This is a genomic window from Acidimicrobiia bacterium, from assembly GCA_040880805.1.
Taxonomy (GTDB): domain Bacteria; phylum Actinomycetota; class Acidimicrobiia; order IMCC26256; family DASPTH01; genus DASPTH01.
On sequence record JBBDHW010000069.1, the window covers coordinates 21,332 to 41,557 of the forward strand.

General features: G+C 65.3%; 18 protein-coding genes and 1 pseudogene. 15 read left to right on the top strand and 4 right to left on the bottom strand.

From position 1 onward, the window contains the following. Positions 1 to 103 precede the first annotated feature (103 nt). A complete protein-coding gene (locus WD271_17740; GenBank protein MEX1009665.1) occupies positions 104 to 1,957 on the top strand; it encodes a DUF262 domain-containing protein in 1,854 nt (617 codons plus the stop codon). Continuing rightward, positions 1,957 to 3,150: a hypothetical protein gene (locus tag WD271_17745; GenBank protein MEX1009666.1), complete on the top strand. Its 1,194-nt coding sequence runs from the start codon at positions 1,957 to 1,959 to the stop codon at positions 3,148 to 3,150. The genes WD271_17740 and WD271_17745 overlap by 1 nt, the downstream gene beginning before the upstream one ends. Before the next feature lie 1,801 nt (positions 3,151 to 4,951). On the opposite strand, the gene WD271_17750 is transcribed toward WD271_17745, so the two are convergent. Continuing rightward, positions 4,952 to 6,340: a hypothetical protein gene (locus tag WD271_17750; GenBank protein MEX1009667.1), complete on the bottom strand. Its 1,389-nt coding sequence runs from the start codon at positions 6,338 to 6,340 to the stop codon at positions 4,952 to 4,954. Continuing rightward, positions 6,337 to 6,510, bottom strand: a complete 174-nt coding sequence (locus tag WD271_17755) for a hypothetical protein (GenBank protein ID MEX1009668.1) — start codon at positions 6,508 to 6,510, stop codon at positions 6,337 to 6,339. Before WD271_17755 ends, WD271_17750 begins: the two co-directional genes overlap by 4 nt. A gap of 510 nt (positions 6,511 to 7,020) precedes the next feature. Here WD271_17755 and WD271_17760 point away from each other — a divergent pair. From WD271_17760 to WD271_17810, 11 genes and pseudogenes are all read left to right on the top strand, one after another. Continuing rightward, positions 7,021 to 7,419: pseudogene (locus WD271_17760) on the top strand (ATP-binding protein). A gap of 640 nt (positions 7,420 to 8,059) precedes the next feature. Beyond that, the gene (locus WD271_17765) at positions 8,060 to 8,740 is read left to right on the top strand and encodes a response regulator transcription factor (protein MEX1009669.1); all 681 of its coding nucleotides are present in this window, start codon (positions 8,060 to 8,062) and stop codon (positions 8,738 to 8,740) included. 30 nt (positions 8,741 to 8,770) lie between these two features. Then, positions 8,771 to 10,180 carry a HAMP domain-containing sensor histidine kinase gene (locus tag WD271_17770; protein MEX1009670.1) on the top strand — a complete coding sequence of 470 codons (1,410 nt, stop codon included), beginning with the start codon at positions 8,771 to 8,773 and terminating at the stop codon, positions 10,178 to 10,180. 126 nt (positions 10,181 to 10,306) lie between these two features. Next, positions 10,307 to 12,160, top strand: a complete 1,854-nt coding sequence (locus WD271_17775; GenBank protein MEX1009671.1) for an efflux RND transporter periplasmic adaptor subunit — start codon at positions 10,307 to 10,309, stop codon at positions 12,158 to 12,160. Next, positions 12,157 to 12,882, top strand: coding sequence for an ABC transporter ATP-binding protein (locus tag WD271_17780; GenBank protein ID MEX1009672.1), 726 nt, complete (start codon positions 12,157 to 12,159; stop codon positions 12,880 to 12,882). The genes WD271_17775 and WD271_17780 overlap by 4 nt, the downstream gene beginning before the upstream one ends. Then, the gene (locus tag WD271_17785; protein MEX1009673.1) at positions 12,879 to 14,117 is read left to right on the top strand and encodes an ABC transporter permease; all 1,239 of its coding nucleotides are present in this window, start codon (positions 12,879 to 12,881) and stop codon (positions 14,115 to 14,117) included. Before WD271_17780 ends, WD271_17785 begins: the two co-directional genes overlap by 4 nt. 12 nt (positions 14,118 to 14,129) lie before the next feature. Further along, entirely contained in the window at positions 14,130 to 14,684 is a 555-nt protein-coding gene (locus WD271_17790) for a hypothetical protein (protein ID MEX1009674.1), read from the top strand. 12 nt (positions 14,685 to 14,696) lie between these two features. Further along, positions 14,697 to 15,275 (top strand): hypothetical protein, encoded by a 579-nt coding sequence (locus WD271_17795; protein MEX1009675.1) that lies wholly within the window; start codon positions 14,697 to 14,699, stop codon positions 15,273 to 15,275. 100 nt (positions 15,276 to 15,375) lie between these two features. Continuing rightward, positions 15,376 to 15,690 carry a nucleotidyltransferase family protein gene (locus WD271_17800; protein ID MEX1009676.1) on the top strand — a complete coding sequence of 105 codons (315 nt, stop codon included), beginning with the start codon at positions 15,376 to 15,378 and terminating at the stop codon, positions 15,688 to 15,690. Continuing rightward, positions 15,674 to 16,006 (top strand): HepT-like ribonuclease domain-containing protein, encoded by a 333-nt coding sequence (locus WD271_17805; protein MEX1009677.1) that lies wholly within the window; start codon positions 15,674 to 15,676, stop codon positions 16,004 to 16,006. Before WD271_17800 ends, WD271_17805 begins: the two co-directional genes overlap by 17 nt. Positions 16,007 to 16,601: 595 nt before the next feature. Then, a complete protein-coding gene (locus tag WD271_17810; GenBank protein ID MEX1009678.1) occupies positions 16,602 to 17,144 on the top strand; it encodes a hypothetical protein in 543 nt (180 codons plus the stop codon). Positions 17,145 to 17,267: 123 nt separating this feature from the next. Here WD271_17810 and WD271_17815 read toward each other — a convergent pair whose 3' ends face one another. Together WD271_17815 and WD271_17820 are read right to left on the bottom strand one after the other, a co-directional pair. Further along, positions 17,268 to 17,546, bottom strand: a complete 279-nt coding sequence (locus WD271_17815) for a type II toxin-antitoxin system RelE/ParE family toxin (GenBank protein MEX1009679.1) — start codon at positions 17,544 to 17,546, stop codon at positions 17,268 to 17,270. Continuing rightward, on the bottom strand, positions 17,543 to 17,827 hold the full coding sequence (locus WD271_17820) for a type II toxin-antitoxin system Phd/YefM family antitoxin (protein ID MEX1009680.1): 285 nt from the start codon (positions 17,825 to 17,827) through the stop codon (positions 17,543 to 17,545). The genes WD271_17815 and WD271_17820 overlap by 4 nt, the downstream gene beginning before the upstream one ends. Before the next feature lie 211 nt (positions 17,828 to 18,038). Between WD271_17820 and WD271_17825 the strand changes: the two genes are divergently transcribed. Further along, positions 18,039 to 18,827, top strand: coding sequence for a hypothetical protein (locus WD271_17825; GenBank protein ID MEX1009681.1), 789 nt, complete (start codon positions 18,039 to 18,041; stop codon positions 18,825 to 18,827). After that, on the top strand, positions 18,827 to 20,226 hold a 1,400-nt coding region (locus tag WD271_17830; protein MEX1009682.1), incomplete at its 3' end, for a fumarate reductase/succinate dehydrogenase flavoprotein subunit. The genes WD271_17825 and WD271_17830, both read left to right, overlap by 1 nt.

Consider the following 20,226-nt stretch of genomic DNA (forward strand, 5'->3'; position numbering starts at 1 on the left):
GTCGATCTACCGGGTCAGGAAGTCGAGCGCGCCGAGCTCGAAGCCCTGGGATTCTGCCCCTTCGCCCCAGCGGACTCTTCAGACTTCGCGCGAAGATCACCGTGTGGAAGCAAAGGCACTCACTCCGCGCGATCTGTTTGACGGCAAGGTCTGTTACGAGATACCCGCGTTCCAGCGGCCGTATGTATGGACGGAGGAAGATCAGTGGCAGCCGCTGTGGGATGACATCGCACGCGTGACGGATGCGGTGATCGACATCGGGGAAGACGAAAAGGCTCTTGCCGTTCTCGCTGGGCACTTCCTCGGCGCTGTGGTCGTGAAGCAGCTCGCCAGTGCGGCCGGCGATCCACTGCGATCGTCGGTGATCGATGGGCAGCAACGTCTCACAACGCTGCAGCTCCTGCTCGATGCGGCACAGCTGGTGATGGAGCAGTTCGACCACGAGGACGTGGCGGAGAGCCTGCAAGAGCTCGTGCTCAATGATTCGAAGCGATTCCGTGCGACTCCCAAGCGGTTCAAGCTCTGGCCATCCAGGATCGACCGGGTCGCGTTCGAGCACGTCATGGACAACGAGCTGGCCGTTCCGGACGACGTGGTCGACAACCGCATTTCTCAAGCGCACCGCTTTTTTCGAGCAGCGATCGCAGAGTGGGCTGAGGTAACGGGCGATCCGGAGAAGGCGGGCCGGAGGCTCGCTGCTCTCGCCCAAGTCCTCCAGCGGCACCTGCAGATCGTGGCGATCGATCTTTCCGGGAACGACGACGATCAGCTCATCTTCGAGACTCTCAACGACCGGGGCACGCCGCTTCTGGCCGCCGATTTGATCAAGAACTACGTGTTCCAGCGGTGCGAGGACCTCGGAGCTGACGTCGATGGCTGGAGCGACACCTACTGGCGAGACTTTGATGACGACTGGTGGCGCGACCAGGTCTCCCAGGGTCGGATGTACCGCTCGCGGATCGACCTCTTCCTTCAGTACTGGCTCACCATGAGAATCAAGGACGAGATCCCGACCGATGCAGTGTTCGCTCGGTTTCGAGGTTACGCAAACGAGCAACTGGCAGGACGTGCTGTTGCTGAGCAGTTCCTTGCCGGTCTGCGTCGTGATGCCGATACATTCCGAGACTTCGCTCAGCTCGATCCGAGATCAGCGAGGGGTAGCTTCTACACGCGGGTCGTCGAAGCTTTGGAGCTAGGCGCATTCATCCCGCTCCTTCTGTGGTTGATCAGCGAGCACCACGAGGCGTCGGCCGACCAGTCCGACAAGGCGCTCGCCGCTGTTGAGAGCTGGGCCGTCCGTCGAACGCTGCTCCGCCGAACGATGAAGGACGTCAACAAACTCGTGGTCGCGCTCCTCAAGGAGTTGGACGAGCATCCAGCCGAAGTCGTTGGTGACGCGACCGTCGCATACCTCCGGGCACAGACAGCCGACGCGCGGACCTGGCCGATGGATGAGGAGCTTTTGACCGCGCTGCCGACAGTGAAGGCGTACGGCAACATCAAACAGCAGCGGCTTCGCGCGCTACTTGCTGGCGTCGAGTTGCAACTTCGCTCCGAGCGCCATGAGGAAGTGACGCTCCCGGCGAAGCTTGAGATTGAGCACGTCATGCCGCAGGGATGGCGCAGCTACTGGGGCGCCGGCATCGCGAATGATCTTGAGGCGGCTACTCGGCGGGACCACCTGGTGAACACGATTGGCAACCTCACGCTCGTGACACAGAAGTTGAACGTCGCGCTCTCGAACAGGCCGTGGACCGACGCCGAGGCGCAAGAGGTCGCGCCTACCGGGAAGGACGCGGGCCTCGGTAAGCGATCGCTGCTGAACAGATATAGCGTGCTCTTGATCAACAAGGACATCGTTGATCCGCATGAGCAAGCGTGGAGCGAGCAGGACATTGCAACGCGAAACACATACCTCGCGACGGTGATCGCCGAGGTCTGGCCCGTCGGAGGCTGATGCGCTCGCGACGGTTCTCGCGCCGCGGAGATCGTGATCAGACCTCGACGTCTTCGAAGTCTCTGTCGATTGCGACGCGTGGAGATGCAGTCGAGGTCGTCGACGCGGTCTTCGACAGCTGGGTTGTGAGGTTCGAGCCGCTGGCCGAGCTCTCCGAAAGCGCGGCTTACAACCGCGCGGCTGCGCAAGGGGTAGTCGCCGGACTCGTCGAGTCGCTGCCGCTTCTACGCGAAGCACTTCGTGATCGCGGTGCCATGCGGGTCGTTTTCTCACCCGAGGTGCGAAGGGCTCTCGCTGAAGGTTCGGCCCGCTTGATGGGAGACGGCGGACTGCCCGTTGCAGTCGACCAAGCCGGGAAGGTCGTGGAGATTGCCAAGCGGTCGGGGGTTCCTGCTGCTGAAGCGGCCGCAGTAGCAGGACTCGGTCTGGGCGCGATGGCTGTCGCGGCGTGGCCGGTAGTCCTCGCCGTCGGCGTCGCCACAGCTGCGGCAGTGGCGCAGCAACGATGGCTGGAGAGGACATTCGCGAGCCTCGGCTCGCAGCTCGAAAGGATCGAGACTCGACTTCTTGATGACGATCTTGGCGTGTTAGACGCGGCTGACGTGTTGGTGGATCTCGTCGCAAAGCTCGGTTTCGAGCGCGTCCCGCAGCAGCTCCGGGAAGAGCTGGCTGTAACGCGCCGGCAGGCAGAGAGCATTTACTTCTCGCGGCGGCGCTTCGTCGATCGGCTCAAACGCGCGATTGAGGATCAGCAGACCGCTCACGAGGCCAAAACTGGCGAGCGCAAGGCATGGGCCGGCGACGTCGCCAAGCAGCTGACAGGTGAAAGCACCGCTGTCGACGAGATGGTCGTGTTCCTCCGGGCAATGGTGACTCGTGCTCGGCTCGGCGCAGTGACTGCGGGAGTCCTTGCCACAGACGGCGCACCTATCGCGGCACTATCGCTCCTGGACGAACTTCGTGACACGCTGCGTACCGACTACTGGGACCTGCAGAACCGACTCTCGGCTCTTGCTCGCTCCGCGCCGGATTCACCGATCTGGCGAAGGCTTCTTGACAGGTCGGATCCGGAAACGGCACGAGATCATGCTCGAGCGCTGTCGAACGCTCTCGCGACGTCTATCGGGAACCGCCTGCCCGACAGCGACGAGGTGCTCGCACTCGAGGTGCCAGCGGGCTGGAACGCCCGATGAGCAACACACCAGTACGCCGACCGCCATAGGCGACAAAGGAGTACACAGATGTGACCGCGCTCGCAGGTCGACGAGCTTTCAAGTGCTCTCTTGTTGTCGAACGCGGCTCCCGTGCATGGAGTCGGCATGGCGCGCGCCGCACTCGTGATTGTCACTGGCGGATTGAGCCGTGGTCAGAGGGGGCGTGAGACGAGCGCGATCACACAGAGCGAATCGCGCTTCAGGCAACGACCGCCGGCGCATAGGTACACTGGCAGACGCGGCCCAAAGCTCATCAGCGTGGAGCGTCTCTCAGCTGTTCGTACGCGGCGTTGACTTCGGCCATGCGCCGGGGTGAACGGACCGACCGAAGGACTCAACCTCTGCGTCAAGAAAGTGAAGCGATGCGGACACGGGTTCACCAGCTTCGAGCACTACCGACTGCGCGTGCTCCTCCACGCTGGCGGAGTCACCTGGCCGGCGCGACCATCACCACCGCGCATCCGCACTCACACTCGGCGCCATCCCTACCCTGACGCGTAGAGCCGCTATGCCGTCGTTCCACGCCAAGGGCGTGACTGGTGTGATCGATGTCGATGGCCCACTTCGTCTCGATACGGCGTCAGATGGATTGGCATTCCGAATCAAGTGGCCTGCTCACAGGGGCTCGCCAAGCGGGAAGGCGTCCGGAGCTGGGTCGACCCCGAGCGCCACGACGTCGATCAGCACGAATCCGGCGACGGTGTCACCCGCCAGCTACCCGAAGGCCATCATCACCCTTGCCGCCTCGGATCTGGCGTCGCGAAGAGGACGCGATCCATCGCTACGGATTTGATTTGTAGGAGCCGTCGGGCGCGAGGACAATCGTTTGGACAGATTGCCCTGACTCCGTATAGACCTCAACCCGGAGATACGGCGCGCTCAGGATCGGAACCACCTGCAGGACTGAGTCTACATAGGCTTCGCTTACGTCAGAGCTCAGAAGCGGATCCTCAGCTCGGGCCCCGACCACGACCTTACACATAAAGACCGTAGGCGCCACCAAAGTCGTTCCGTTGCTCTCAAACGTACATGTCGACGGAAGTTTGTATAGCAACTGGTTCGGAAGTAGGTTGGCCGCTGCTCCAGCATTCACCGGCCATTCTGCAATCAGGTAGGGCTCGGCGCTACTGAAATAGAAGGCGGAATGCAAGGGGGGTGGCGTTCGTCCGGGAGTATCTCCGGCGACTACTCCGGGAAACGAAGCGGGGATACTCGACGCTCCCGAAACTCTGAGTCTTGCGCTCCCAGGCGGCGAGGTCTGCACGTCTTTCGACAGGGATAGGGAAATCGGCGATATATCGGGTGTGTAGGTGTACCGCCATCCGTCACTCGTTGTGAATGAGATTGGACCCGAGTAATAGGTCGCGGAGGGCCTTGTAGTGGTCGAGGTCGACGGCGATGTCGGTATCGAAGCGACAGTCGACGAGCCACCTGTACTTGATTGGGTCTTCGTCTGCGCGCGATTTGCGCTACCACCTCCACTACCACAGCCAACTGTGACTAGGAGGACACTCATGGCCACCGCGCAAGCCCACCGCGCCTTGCGTCTCCCATTGTTTCGACGCCCAAGAGAAGACCCGCCGCTGAGGGGCCGGCTTGCGGGGCGGGGAGAACAAGTGCTCATGGCGGCCTCCAGTGACGCTGCTCTCCGCAGCAAGCGGTATCCAGACCTGCGACCAACGCTTCCCACAACAACCTCACCACACAAGATGCCCTCCAGCGTCGATACTTCGTCTCGTTTTACATCGACGACCGTGAACTGGCCCACGCTCGACGTTTCTTACGCGCCACAAGCTCCGTAGTGATCCACATCGCACCATGACGTCTCGCCCTGGGGCCGAGTGCCGACGATCCCAGGCGACTTCAGCGTCAACGTATAGGTGTCCCCCACTTGCAGGTTTGGCCCAGATCCCGGCCCTGCTGTCGGGTCGACGCCCGCAGGGACGCTCCGCTCCGTGACGACGGCGGTCGCCGTCCATCCTGAGGTGGCGTTGATCTGCAGGTCAATCTCGACATAGCCCGACACCGGCGGGTGTTTTAGAGGTTCGTTGATCCACCAGGTGATCGTGACAGCCCCGTCGCTTGTGATGGAGATCGTGCCGCCGTGTATCCCCCAACTGCCGGCGAATGGTGCCAGCAACGGCGGTGGGATGTCGTCGAATGAGACATTCGACCGTACGAAAGCGGCGAGGACGCGTGCGGTCTTGGTGTGTCCGGTCTGGTTGGGGTGGAACGATCGGCCGAGTTCCCACCAGTCGCCCGACGTGATCCCGACGGTGAGACCGTTGAGCCATGGATCGGCGCTGCAGAGCGCGTGCCGGTCGGTCGCGTTGCCGCTGTATTCGTAGGGATCTCGGGAAATGTCGAGGAAGTGGAACCGGACGCCGCGGTCACCCTGCCGCGCGTCAGCATCTTGTGCAGCAAGCGCGATCTGCTGGTTGAGATAGCCGGTGACGCTGCGCAGCATACCGACGTCGTAACTCTGAATCCCTTCGCAGTTCCTAATCAGGGTCCGTCGCCAGCCGTCCCAGCGTGCGACCTCCTCAACAAGGTGCGGGTAACCGACGACGACGACATCTCCACCAGGCGACACGACTTGCGCAACCGTGTCGTAGACGCCCGCGAGGCTGGCCCGCAGGTCGTCGATACGGTGCCTGAGTTCGGCTTCGGAGAAATCGCAACCCGGGGTGAGGTCGAACGCTCCCCACGCCGAGTTGACGTCGAGACACCCCTTGAGCACTTCGGCGAAGCGGACGTCGTTGCCGCCGACGCTGAAGGTCACGACATCCCAGCGGCCGCGTCCGAATCGTGCGCGGGCCTCGCCGATCTGCCCCTCGAGTTCGGACGACATAGCACCGGTGCAGGCGACGAGTGCGATCTCGTCGAACCCAAGCTCGCCCGCGATCTCCCGATAAGCGCCGACCGACCAAGCTGCAGCACCGGTGTCCTCGCCGGTCGCGCGACGGCAGTCGCGGCCCTGCGTCGCGACACCCGAGCCTTCGGCCTCCCGTGCGAGCGTCCCGGGGATCCCTTCACCCGACGAGTACGAGTCACCCAAAGCAAGCCAGCCACGACCAGCGGCTTGCGCGGCTCCGTCGCGCGGCGACACGGGAAAGGGCGCCGCGGCGGCCACCAAGAACACCAGCACCACTACGGAGCGTCTCGTCATGGCGCGTCCTTGAGTTGGCCGAGACGCACGCGCACCCGGTCGACGCTCTGTGCGAGTTGTGGCGACGGCTCGGGCGCTCCCGACAGACAGGTCGTCAACGCCAACCCCAACTTGCTGCGCTCGTCATGCAATGCCGCGCGCAACACAGGATCAGCGACCCCGTCGATCATCACCAGCACTTCGTCGGGAGCCGCGACCCCGTCAAGCCCAGCTATTGCTCGACGGCACCTCGCGGCGGTCCACTCCTTCGAGCGAGCTATGCCCGAGGCACGCTCGTGCATCTGCTGAAGCGCATGACCGTCGCGCTTGAGATAGGAGAGGGTCGTGGTCGCAGTCTCGGAGCTCGGCTCAGGAAACCCAAAATCCGGTCTCAGCGTCGTCGCGAGTTGAGTCGCGCGGTCACTCTCGGAGGAACAGCCCGTGAACACAGCGACGCAGAGCCCGACAGATACAACCATCGCGCAACCGATCGCTAGTTTCGCGGGTCGTGGTCGTCGAAGCGCACCGAGTTCGAGCACTCAGACGTCAACGCCTCTGATAGACGCGCAGACGACCCATACGATTAGGAATACCGCCACGGGTGCCCCTCCCCGCGAACTCCGCCCAACACCAACAACCCTAAACGCGGCTCCGGTCGTCGGTCCAGACGTAAGCGCCGTGCCGTTGACCGCCGGATGTGCCGGCGCGGGCACAGCGCCGCGTTCACCAAGACCAGCCGGCTCCTCGCCGACCTCGCCGGCGGACACGCCGACCGCACCTGGGGAGCGCGGCTCCGACGCTGGGCCAAACCCGACGTCCTCGTTCTCGACGACTTCGCCATGCGCGACTTCACCGCCGTCCAAGCCGATGACCTCTACGAACTCATCACCGAACGCCACCACCACGGGTCCCTCATCCTCACCTCGAACCGCGCGCCCGTGGACTGGTATCCACTGTTCCCCAACCCCGTCGTCGCCGAAAGCGTGCTCGACCGTCTCATCAACACCGCGCACCACCTCCACCTCGACGGCAACAGCTACCGGCCCAACAAACGGCCCGGCGCCCGCTCACCCGAGCAGAAAGGAGACGCCATCGGCTAGAACACCACGGAACCAACGACTGCGGGAATACCTGAACGACCCCGCGGTGAATTACGGCGGCGTCAACAACTTCGACATCGACACCGATGTCCTCTGGGCCACCGTTACCGAAGACCTGCCCGCGGCGCTCGACGCAATCGGGCCGCTCGACTGAGCCCGTCCATCCCCACCTTCATCCCTACAACTGGATGGAAAGCCTGTGATCGCGAAGATGCACCGGACGCGAAAGCGCACGTCAGAGCACTTCTGCACAACGTGTGGACTCCCATGGAGGCCCTACACGATCTTCGAAGGAACCAGCGAGATCCAGCGGTTGGTGATCGCACGAGCCATCTCCGGCGTACATATCCGGTGAATCGTCGCCTCCGCTGAGGCCCTCTTGGGACTCTCATCCCTACTCGGTCTCAGTGCGCGTATTCGATCCCGCCGCCGGGCTTGGGTCGCGACTACGAGCGGAACGATCGCGACCAGCGCCGAAGCGAGTTGAGGGCGTCGTTCGGTTACGACCTCTGGTCGTTGGTCGATGTGAACGTATCGAGCCGATCTCTGTTTCGACTGTGGGCAACCTCAGAGTTGCTCGTGAGATCCGCCCTGGACGTTCTCTCAGGTTTCTCTGAGGTTCGTGTGAGACGGTGACGGTGTGCCCGGTGAACGCCTGCTGCTCGTCGACGACGAGGACAACCTGCGGTCCATGCTGGAGGCCGCGCTCCGTTACGAGCAGTTCGAGGTCCACGGGGTGGCAACCGGCCGCGAGGCGGTGGAGGCAGCCGGTTGTGTGCTGCCCGATCTGATCGTGCTGGACGTGATGCTGCCCGACCTCGACGGCTTCGAAGTGTGTCGGCGGCTGCGACGTGACGGTTGTCGTGCGCCGGTTCTCTTCCTCACCGCGAGAGATGCGACCGACGACAAGGTCCGAGGTCTCACACTCGGCGGTGACGACTACCTCGTCAAACCCTTCAGCCTCGAGGAGCTGGTGGCACGGATCAACGCGGTGCTTCGGCGCGCCGGCCTCGTGCAAGCTGGGGCCGTCCTCCGATGCGGGAATCTGGAGATGGACGACGACGCGCACGTCGTCCGCCGTGGCGGTGTCGAAGTGCTGCTGTCGCCGACCGAGTACAACCTGCTCCGGTTCTTGCTGATCAACCAAGGACGCGTCGTCTCCAAACCGCAGATCCTCGACCATGTGTGGCACTACGACTTCGGTGGCGACGGCGGCGTCGTGGAGACCTATATCGGCTACCTGCGCAAGAAGGTCGACGCGATCGAGCCGCGCCTGATCCAGACGGTGCGTGGGTTCGGCTACACGTTGCGGGAGCGGTGAGTGTCACTTCGGGGTCGGATGCTTGCCGGCATGGCAGTAGTCGCGTTCGTGCTCGTTTCCGCCGCAGTCGTCATCGTGCGGACCACCGAGACGTACCTGATCGAACGCGTGGACGCGCAGCTCGCGGACATTCCGGCGCGGGCGTTCGATCGCATCACCGAAACGTTCCCCAGCGCGTCGCCCAGAACCTTTCCGTCGCGACCATCGCTCAGCTCCGCCTACGTGGCTCGCGTCGCCGACGACGTCTTGACCGTGCTGTCGACGCCGAATGCCTCTTCGAGCGGCTCGGGTCGGCCGAAAGTCTCCCCGGCGCGTGCTGTCGCTGGCGCGGACCACGACTCTCCCGAGAACTTCACGGTCGCCTCGACGCGCGGCTCGAGTGGTTGGCGGGTGCGGGCGATCGCCGAACCCGACGGAGGCACTCTGGTGCTTGCGCTGTCGTTGCGCGATGTCGACGCCTCAGTGCACCGGCTCGTGCTCGTCGAGATGCTGGCCACCGGTTTGGTCATCGCGATCCTCGGCTTGGTGACGTTCTGGGTGATCCGACTCGGGGTGCGACCGATCAAGCGTATGACCGCGACCGCCACCGCGATCGCGTCGGGTGATCTGTCCCAGCGGGTTCCGGCGGAGAGGAGCGGAACCGAGGCCGGCGAGCTCGGTGACGCGCTGAACACGATGCTGTCGCGCATCGAGGACGCGTTCGATCAGCGCTCGCTGTCAGAGGCACGGCTTCGCCAGTTCGTCGCCGACGCGTCCCATGAGCTGCGCACGCCAGTCACAACGATCCGCGGCTACGCCGAGCTGTACCGCCAGGGGGGGTTGAAGAACGAAGCGGAGCTCGGGCAGGCGATGCGGCGCACCGAGCAGGAGACGGTGCGAATGGGCTCGCTCGTCGACGACCTGCTCTTGCTGGCTCGTCTCGACGAGGGGAGGCCGCTTCAGTGTGCGCCCCTCGACCTCGGTGTGATCGCGGTCGACGCGGCCGCCGACGCGCGGGTGCTGGCACCCGACCGCTCGATCGAGGCTGCCGTCGCAGAGGGCGTGACGGTGCACGGTGACGAGGACCGCATCCGTCAGGTGCTGGCCAACCTCGTCGCGAACGCGCTGCTTCACACACCCGACAGCGCGCCCGTCGTCGTCCGCGTGCGTACGCTCGGGTCGCGCGGTGTCGTCGAAGTGCAAGACGAAGGCCCAGGTCTCCTGCCCGAACACGCGGCGCGAGCCTTCGAGCGGTTCTGGCGCGCCGACGCCTCGAGGTCGCGCAACGGTGGCGGGTCAGGGCTCGGGCTCGCCATCGTCAAGGCGATCGCCGAAGCGCACGGGGGCACGGCGTCCTTCGCAAGCGCCATCGGCGTCGGAACCACGGTGCGGGTGGAGCTGCCCCTCGCCCAAGGCGCACCCGCGCGCTCTGAAGCTTCCGAGGACGCCGGAAGGCACTGACCTCAGAAACTCACGGCTGATTCACAGAGGACTCTCAATTGCACGCGCTCGGATGGCAGGCATGCGTGCGCGCGTGGGGACGCGAGGCATGGCGACCGGGCTGAGGGGCGACATGGAGATCTTGACGTGACCAATGCAGAGAGCGTCCTCTTCGAGGCGCCGGTGGAGCAATCGCCGGGTCCCGACGCGGGGGACGACCTCGTTACGCGGGCGAACCAGCAGTTGAAGAACATCAACCGGCTGCGGAGAAGGCGCGTGTTCCTCAACGCTGCGATCGCGGTCGCGGCCATCGTGTGCGTTGTTGTCGGGGTCTTCGCGCTCCAGCGCGATTCCGAAACCACTACGACGGTCCGCACCGGTACCGTCACGACCGGCACTGTGTCGCAGACGGTGTCGGCCAGCGGGAATGTGCAGTCACCGAGCAGCGTCACCGCGAACTTCCAGTCGGGCGGACAGCTCGCGGCGATCTATGTCTCGGTCGGCCAGCCGGTCGAGGCGGGCCAACCGCTCGCCAAGATCAACGACACGACCCAGGCGGCGAGCCTGGCCACCGCCAACGCGAACCTCGCTTCGGCTCAGACAAACAGCGCTTCCGCGCAGGCGCATCTCACGCAAGTCGAGGAGTCCCTCGATCTTCCGTCCCAGCAGCAAGCGGTCGTCGCCGCGCAGCAGGGCCTCTCCACTGCGCAGGTGGGGGTCACGAACGCGCAGGTGAACGGGCAGACCGACGCGACATCGCAGCAGAACGCGGTGACGCAGGCGACGAACACGTTCAACGCTGACAACGACACGGCGGAAGCCGCCTGCGGCGAGTCGCTGCCGGCGCCGCCCAAACCGCCGGCCGCGGTGCCGAACCCACCCGGCCAGCCCACCTCGCCGACAGACCCGTCGACCTGCCCGGCAGCGTGGACCAAGGTCACGGCCGACTACTTCGCGCTGGGTCAGGCACTGTCGAACCAATACGCCAAGTCGATCGCCGACCAGCAGGCGATCGTGACCGCGCAGAATCAGCTGACGAGCGCGGAGAACGCACTCCAATCCGCGCAGATCGCACTCGCGACCGCGGAGCAGGGGAACCCCGCTTCACTCTCGTCGGCGCAGGCGTCGGTGACCTCGGCACACTCGTCGGTGACCTCGGCGCAGGCGGGCGTGGTGAGTGCCCAGAAGACCGAGAACGAGACCACGCTGCTCTCACCGTCCGCGGGGACCGTCTCGGCGATCAACGGCACCGTCGGCACGAACGTGTCGGGCGGCGGCTCGTCGTCGTCCTCGTCGTCCTCGTCGTCGAGCGACTCGTCCTCGTCGTCGAACGCCAACAGCGCATCGACGTCGCCGACGTCGTCGACGTCGTCGTCGTCGAGTAGCTCGTCGTCGGCGTTCATCACGATCTCCGATGTGAGCAGCCTGCAGGTGAAGGCGGGCTTCAGTGAGAGCGATGCCGCCAACATCGAGGTGGGCCAGCCTGCCTCGGTGACGTTTTCGGCGCTGACGGGAACGACGGTCACCGGCACGGTCGTGGCGATCGACTCGAACTCCACCGTCGTCAGCAACGTGGTCACCTACAACGTGACCATCGGGCTCGAACAGCCGCCCGCGAACGTCAAGACGGGGATGACCGCAACGGCGACGGTCACGACGGCGCAGCAGGACAACGCGACGCGTGTACCGAGCGCGGCGGTGACGGGACGGAATACCACGGGGACCGTCACCGTGGTCAAGAAGGGCAAGCAGTCCCCGGTCGTCGTCGGTGTGGGGCTCCGCGGCGACTCGTACACACAGATCACGAGCGGCGTCACGTCCGGCGAGACGATCGTCGTGTCGACGAGCAGCGGGAGTTTCACGGGGACGGGCACCGGGACGGGAACGGGAACAGGCACAGGGACGGGGGCAGGGACCGGCACGGGTGGGCTCGGTGGTGCCGGCGGCGGGCTCGGCGGCGGCGCGTTCCCCGGTGGCGGAGCCGGGCGGGGCGGACCGTGAACGGTCGCGCGTACCCCGCGCTCGCGCTTCTTGACGTCACGAAGACATATCAACTCGGCGAGATCGAGGTGCAGGCGCTGCGTGGCGTCTCGCTCACGGTCCACCACGGCGAGATCGTCGCGATCATGGGCGCGTCGGGGAGTGGCAAGAGCACGCTCATGAACATCGTGGGATGCCTCGACGTGCCGTCGTCAGGACGGTACGTGCTCGACGGCATCGACGTCGCCGACCTCGGCGAGTACGAGCTCGCGCAGATCCGGAACCTGCTCATCGGGTTCGTGTTCCAGAGCTTCAACCTGATCCCGCGCACGTCAGCGGTCTCGAACGTCGAGCTCCCGTTGGTGTACGCGGGCGTCAAGTCCAAGGAGCGGCGAAACCGCGCAGAGGGCGCGCTCGAGCAGGTCGGGCTCGTCGATCGCATGCGGCACATGCCCAACGAGCTCTCCGGGGGCGAGCAGCAACGCGTCGCCATCGCGCGTGCGCTCGTGAACGATCCCGCGATCATCCTCGCCGACGAACCGACCGGCAACCTCGACTCGAGCACGAGCCACGACATCATGGAGGTCTTCGTGCGGCTCAACCGCGAGGGCCGGACGGTGATCCTCATCACCCACGAGGACGAGGTCGCGAGCCACACCGACCGCGTCGCCGTGTTGCGCGACGGGCTGGTCGTCGAGGACCGAAGGTTGCCCAAGCACGCAGTGGGAGCAGCGGCGAGTTGACGTTCTTCGAGAGCCTCCGCATCGCCGGCCACGGGTTGCGCGCCAACCGGATGCGGTCGGCGCTGACGATGCTCGGCATCATGATCGGTGTCGGCGCCGTCATCATGCTCGTCGCCGTGGGCAATGGCTCGAAGGTCGCGGTGCAGAAGCAGATCGACAGCCTCGGCACCAACACCCTGATCGTCTCGCGCGGCTTCGGCGGGTTCGGTGGCGGAGGTGGCCGGAGCCAGCTCGGGACCCAGAGCAGCGAGGCCGTCCTGACCCTGGCCGACGTCAAGGCGCTGCGTGACCGCGTGAACGCGCCCGACGTCGAGAAGGTCGCGCCGGTGGTCCAGGCGAGCTCGGTGACCGGCTCGTACCAGGGCGCCACGTACAGCCCCGGACAGTTCATCGGCACCACTTCGGAGTACTCGGAAATCCGCAACTACAGCACGGTCGCCGGGTCGTTCTTCACGCACGACGACGTCGACGATCATCGGCGTGTCGCCGTGCTCGGCCAGACGGTGGTCTCCAATCTCTTTGGCACGAAGAACCCAGTCGGGGAGAACGTGAAGTTCGGCAACGCTACGTACACCGTCATCGGCGTGCTGGCGTCGAAGGGGACGAACGGCTTCCAAGACCAGGACGACATCGTCATCGCGCCCTACACCGCAGTGCAGGACACACTGACCGGCAATGCCTCGACCCTTCAGAGCATCGCGGTCGAGGCGACCTCGCGCGACGCGATGGACAGAGCCTCGACGGAGATCACCGACACGATCACCGCGAATCACCATCTGACCCCGGAGCAGGCCTCGGGCATCAGGGTCTTGAACCAGGGCCAGCTGCTGGAGACGTCGAGCAACACGAGCAGTGTCTTCACGACGCTGCTCGGTGCCGTCGCCGCCATCTCGCTGCTCGTCGGCGGGATCGGGGTGATGAACATCATGCTGGTGACGGTGACCGAGCGGACGCGTGAGATCGGCATCCGCAAGGCGCTCGGTGCTCAGCACGGGAGCATCCTCGGCCAGTTCCTCATCGAGGCGGTGCTCCTCACGATGATCGGCGGGATTCTCGGCGTGGTCGCCGGCCTGATCGGGAGCCACTTCCGCGTCGTCGGGATCACTCCGGTCGTCGCGACCTATTCGGTGTTCCTCGCGTTCGGCGTCGCGCTCGCCGTGGGCCTCTTCTTCGGCATCTATCCCGCCAACCGCGCCGCCTCCATGCGGCCGATCGACGCGCTACGTCACGAGTAGAGGAGCACTTCGATGACAACAACAAACCCGCCCGGCGACGCGCTCATCGAGGCCGAACCACTCGCGGTCCGTGACACGCTGCCGATCTCGCGGCGTTCACGGACCACGACGGGGCTCACCATCGGTCTGCTGGTGGCGTTCGGGATCTCTGCGGGGTTCCTGGTGGGTGTGCTGATCGAGAAGAATCAGAACAACTCGACGACGAGCGGCGCGGACTCGTTCGCCGCGCTGGCCCAGAGCTTCGGCGCCGGAGGTGCCGGCGCGGGCGGTGCCGGCGCAGCAAATGCCGTTCCCGGGGGTGCCGGCTTCGGGGGCGGAACCTCGGGTCAGATCAAGCTCATCGACGGGACGAACCTCTACATCGTCGACGCGCAAGGAAACACCGTGAAGGTGTCGACGTCGCCGAGCTCGACGATCTCGACCGCGCAAACGACCACACTCGACGCGCTCGAGCTCGGCGACACGGTTGTCGTGCGCGGTACCACCGGCACCGACGGGACCGTCAGCGCCACTTCGATCACCGCTACCTCGAACACCGCCAGCGGAACGCCCACAGGCGGGCAATAGGAAGGGCATGGAATGATCACGAGCCATCCGCTCCGCGCGATCGCCGGCGTGGCGATCGCACTCGGCGTGCTCGCGGTGGCGCCACCCGCCTTCGCGGCGACCACCCCGACGACGACGAGGCCCGCCCAAAAAGCATTCAACGCCTACCGCTCGTGCATGAAGGCACACGGCGTGAAGCTCACCGTTCCCACCGGCGGTCGAAACAACCCCGACGCCAACCCTCCTGGTGGGGTGCCCCCGAACGGCGCGGCGGCCGCCGCTTCCGGCTCCGGCTCGGGGACGTTCGTGCCGCCAAACCTCCCCAAGGGCGTGACCCTCAAGAAGTACCAAGCCGCGCAGAAGGCGTGCCAGAGCAAGCTCCCCGCCGGTGGCTTCGGCGGCTCCGGCGGCGCGCAGTCGGGTCAGTTCCAGGCCTACTTGAGCTGCCTCGGTGACCACGGCGTGAAAGTGCCCTCGTCCGCCGCTCTGCGCAACCTCGACCGCAACGACCCCACCTTCCAGGCCGCCGACCAGATATGCGGAGCGCTGCTCCCCGACGGGGCCGCCCCGCCGGGAAACGCGACGTCGACGCCGAGCGGCAACGCCACCTGAGGCTGGACGTGATGCCAGGTCCACCCAGCTCAGTATCAGCGAATGATCGCGGACGAAACGGCGGATCCAGTGGTCGCGGCGCGAGTGCGAGAATGACAGGGTGCCGCTCAGACCGGACGTCGATGTTGACGAGGAAGCGCTGCGCGACTTCTGCCGCCGCAACGGCATCCGGCAGCTCGCGCTGTTCGGATCTGCCTTGCGCGACGACTTCCGTCCTGACAGCGACATCGACTTGCTTGTCGAGTTCGAGCCAGGATCCACGCCTGGAATGATCCGTCTCTCGGCCATGGAGCGAGAACTACACGCGATGTTTGGCGGGCGCCGAGTCGATCTCCGTACCTACGGCGACCTCAGCCGCTACTTCCGCGACAAGGTCCGCTCGACCGCCACCCCTCTCTATGACGCTGTCGGCTGACGACATACGCCTCCGACACCTGCGAGACGCGGCGGCAAGCGCGATCGCGTTTACGCAGGGGCGCGACCGGGCTGATCTCGATGACGACGAGATGTTGCGGCTCGCGTTGACGAAGCTCGTCGAGATTGTCGGTGAAGCTGCAAAACAGGTCAGCAGCGAAACTCGCGCTCGATACCCGCGCCTTCAGTGGATCGATGCGGCGCGCATGCGCGACCGTCTTGTGCATCACTACTTCGACATCGACACCGACGTGCTCTGGGCCACCGTCACCGAGGACCTGCCCGCGGTGCTCGACGCACTCGGGCCGCTCGAGTAACGCGCATCCATCCCTACTTTCATCCCTACAACTGGATGGAAAGCCCGTGATTGGGAAGACGCACTGGTCGCGAAAGCGCACGTCAGAGCACTGCAACGCAACGTGTGGACTCCCGTGGAGGCCCTCCACGATCTTCGAAGGAACCAGCGAGATCCAGCGTCTGGTCATCGCGCGCGCCATCTCCGGCATGCACATTCGGTGATTCCAGGTTCCGGGCTCCGCAGCCGATTTTCGAGCGTCGCCACTTCGTTGGGACGACGTCGACCGTGATCGCCTCATCATCGACGGCAGCGCGTGCGCGGTGACGGCCAACCAGTTGTGAGGACGTTCCGACAAAGACGGCCAACGCGCGCGTCGTCACGCTCGACGAACGCACCGTGACAGAGATCGGGCAACGGCGTATCCAACGCGAGGGGTGTCGCCCGGAATCAGGTGCGCGGCTGTGATCTTACTATTGCCATCGTCAATAGTTGAGTGCTGGAGTGAGGTCGAGCGAGCTGGTCCGGCACGCGGAGCGCCAGGGTTGGCGCGCCAAGCAGACGAAAGGTGGCTTCATCTGGCCGCCACCGAAGGGGTGACTTGAATGCGTTGGACGGTGAGTTTCGAAGTGCACGGCGAAGCCCCCGCGAGGCTCGACGACGCCCTCGAGGAATTCGTGGACCTCTTGGTCGATCGCGGTGGTGCGGTCAGTTGTTCGACCGCGGGAGATCGGTACGGCGCGACGTTCAGCCTCGAGGAAGGCGTCGAGAATGCAACAGCGGCCGTGGCACTCGGTCACGACGTCTTCACCGCCCTTGCTGAGAAGGCGGGGCTGCCGCGCTGGCCGGTTGTGCGTGCCGAAGCGCTCAGGTTCGATGAGCTCGACCGTGAGATCGAAACGCCGAACTTCCCAGGACTCGTCGGCGTGAGCGAGATCGCTGACATCCTCGGGGTCACGCGCCAGCGCGCATCCGCACTCGCGAAGACACCGGCGTTCCCGGCTGCTGTCGCAACGCTCGCTTCCGGACCCGTCTGGACGCGGCCGAGCTTGAATCGATTCGTCGAGGAATGGCCACGCAAGGAGGGCCGACCACCGAAGTCGCCTTCTGGAAGCCGGCGATCGTCGACCAGCCCGGCGACTGCGCGTACAAGCTCGTAGGCCCTTGTCCTTGAGATGCCCGACTGTTGGCGATCGGCCGTTTCGAGGTGGCCGCGGCCGATCCTGCGCCTCATGATTCGGGAACTACCCCCGGGATAGCTCCCACATCACTCCGCGTGCTGCTCACCGAGACCGGTAGATCTTGCTCCGGTGATCGATCGCGAAGATCGTGACTGTACGGACTTTGTCGTCGATCTCGTAGACGATCCTGTAGTCACCACGGTTCGCGCTGTGCTTACCCTCGAGCTCGAAACGAAGCTCGTGACCGACGCGTCGAGGGTTGTCAGCGAGGCCGCCGTACACGAACTCCACGACCGCCGTCGCTACCTTCTCGGGAAGCTTCGCCAAGTCCCGTAGTGCGCTGGGCGACCACGCGATCTCGAACGGCTTGCCCGTGGTCACGAACGCTTGATCCGACCGAGTGCCTCGTCTCGGCTCAAGCGAATCGCCCTGCCCGACTCCGCCTCCCGCTGAGCGCGCCGGATGGATCGCATCAAGGCCGGATCACTCAGGATCTCCAACGTCTCCTCGAGCGACTCCAGGTCCTCGATGCTGAGCATCACGGCCGCGGGCCGTCCGTGCTTGGTGATCACGACTCGGCCGTGCTCGCGTTCGAGCCGTTCGACCACTTCCGACAGCCGATTTTTCGCGTCGGCGAGGGGAACGTGATCAGCAAACGTCATAGCCAGAACTATAGCTAGAACACGGAGGGCGTGGAAGGCCGCGATGCCGCGCGCACTCGAGAGAGCGAACACGCTCCATCCTCGCCCGGCCGAGGCGGAACAGCCCCTCGAGTAGCCGCCGCGACCTGACGGCCGCCCAGCCGCAGAAGTCCGCTCACCGCGTCGCGGGCAGCTAGGTTGTCGCCGCCACCGACGCAAAGGGGCACGGGGAATGACGGCTGCCACGGATCAGTTGCGGGTGCGCGACGCGCGGCTTCCGGAAGCAAGCGTCGCCCGCCGGAACGATCGATGGTGGGTCGCACCAGTGTTCACGGTGCTCGTGCTCGGCGCGTTCGTGATCTACGGCCTCTACGTCACGTTCGTCAACAAGAACTACTTCGCGGATCCCTACCTCTCGCCCTTCTACTCACCGTGCCTGGCCACGAATTGCCAGGGCCCCTCGTGGAATGTCGTCGGGAGCTGGTGGACGATCTCTCCCGCGCTGATCATCCTGCCGATACCGCTTGGCTTCCGGCTCACCTGTTACTACTACCGCAAGGCGTACTACCGGGCGTTCTTCTGGTCGCCGCCCGCCTGTGCCATCCCCGACGCCCGGTCGCGCTACTCGGGCGAGTCGCGGTTCCCCTTCATCCTCCAGAACGTCCACCGCTTCTTCTTCTACCTCGTGTTGCCGTTCCCGTTCATCTTGTTGTTCGACGCCATCGAGGCGTTCGACTTCCCCGACGGCTTCGGTATGGGCCTGGGCACGCTGATCCTGCTCACCAACGCCCTGTTGCTCGGCGCCTACGTGTTCTCGTGCCACTCGTGCCGACACCTCTGCGGCGGGCGCCTCGACCTGCTGTCGCGATCACCGCGCCGGTACCAGGCATGGAAGTTCGTCTCGGTGCTCAACGAACGCCACATGCTGATCGCGTGGGTGAGCCTCTTCGCCGTTGCCCTCACCGACGTGTACATCCGCCTCGTCGCGAACGGCACGATCACCGACCCGCGGATCTTCTGATGGCCGACTACGAGACGCACGAGTTCGACGTCATCGTCGTGGGGGCGGGAGGCGCGGGCCTGCGCGCGGCGATCGAAGCCTCCGCGAAGGGTGCACGCACCGCGCTCATCTGCAAGTCGCTGCTCGGCAAAGCACACACGGTGATGGCCGAAGGGGGGATCGCCGCAGCGCTCGGCCATGTGTACCCCGAAGACAACTGGCAGGTGCACTTCCGCGACACCATGCGGGGAGGCAAGTTCGTCAACAACTACGCGATGGCGCAGATCCATGCCCAAGAGGCAACCGACCGGGTGCTCGAGCTCGAGGATTGGGGCGCGCTCTTCGACCGCACTCCCGACGGCCGCATCCTCCAGCGCGACTTCGGTGGTCACAAGTACGCCCGGCTCGCGCACGTGGGTGACCGCACCGGGCTCGAGATGATCCGCACGCTGCAGCAGCACGCCGTCCACCAGGGCATCGAAGTGTTCATGGAGTGCACCATCCTCCGACTGCTCAAGGACGGTGACCGCATCGCGGGTGCCTTTGGCTACTGGCGGGAAACCGGTCGCTTCGTAGCTTTCCGGGCTCCCGCCGTCGTGCTCGCCACGGGTGGGATCGGCAAGGCCTACAAGATCACCTCGAACTCGTGGGAGTACACCGGGGATGGCCACGCGCTCGCGCTCTGGGCGGGTGCCGATCTCATCGACATGGAGTTCGTGCAGTTCCACCCCACCGGAATGGTGTGGCCCTTGTCGGTGCGGGGGATCCTCGTCACCGAGGGGGTGCGCGGCGACGGCGGCGTGCTCAAGAACTCACTGGGCGAACGATTCATGTTCCGGTACATCCCTCCGATGTTCGCGGCCGAGACCGCCGAAACCGAGGAGGAAGCCGACCGCTGGTACACGGACAAGCAGACCGCGCGCCGCACCCCCGACCTCCTCCCCCGCGACGAGGTGGCGCGTGCGATCAACAGCGAGGTCAAGGCCGGTCGGGGAAGTCCCCACGGGGGAGTGTTCCTCGACATCGCGAGCCGTCGCGACGCGGACTACATCATCCGCCGGCTGCCGTCCATGTACCACCAGTTCCTCGAGCTCGCCGACGTCGACATCACGAAGGAAGCGATGGAGGTCGGACCCACCGCCCATTACATGATGGGTGGGGTGCGAGTCGACGCCGAGAGCCAGGAATCTACGGTCCCCGGGTTGTTCGCCGCCGGCGAGTGCGCAGCCGGCTTGCACGGGGCCAACCGGCTCGGGGGCAACTCGCTCTCCGATCTCGTTGTGTTCGGCCGGCGCGCGGGACAGTACGCGGCCGAGTACGCCGCCGGGCTGGCCGCGCGCCCCACGGTCGATGCCGGCGAGATCGACGAGATCGCACGGCAGGCCGTACAGCCGTTCGCCGCCGAAGGCGGCGCCAACCC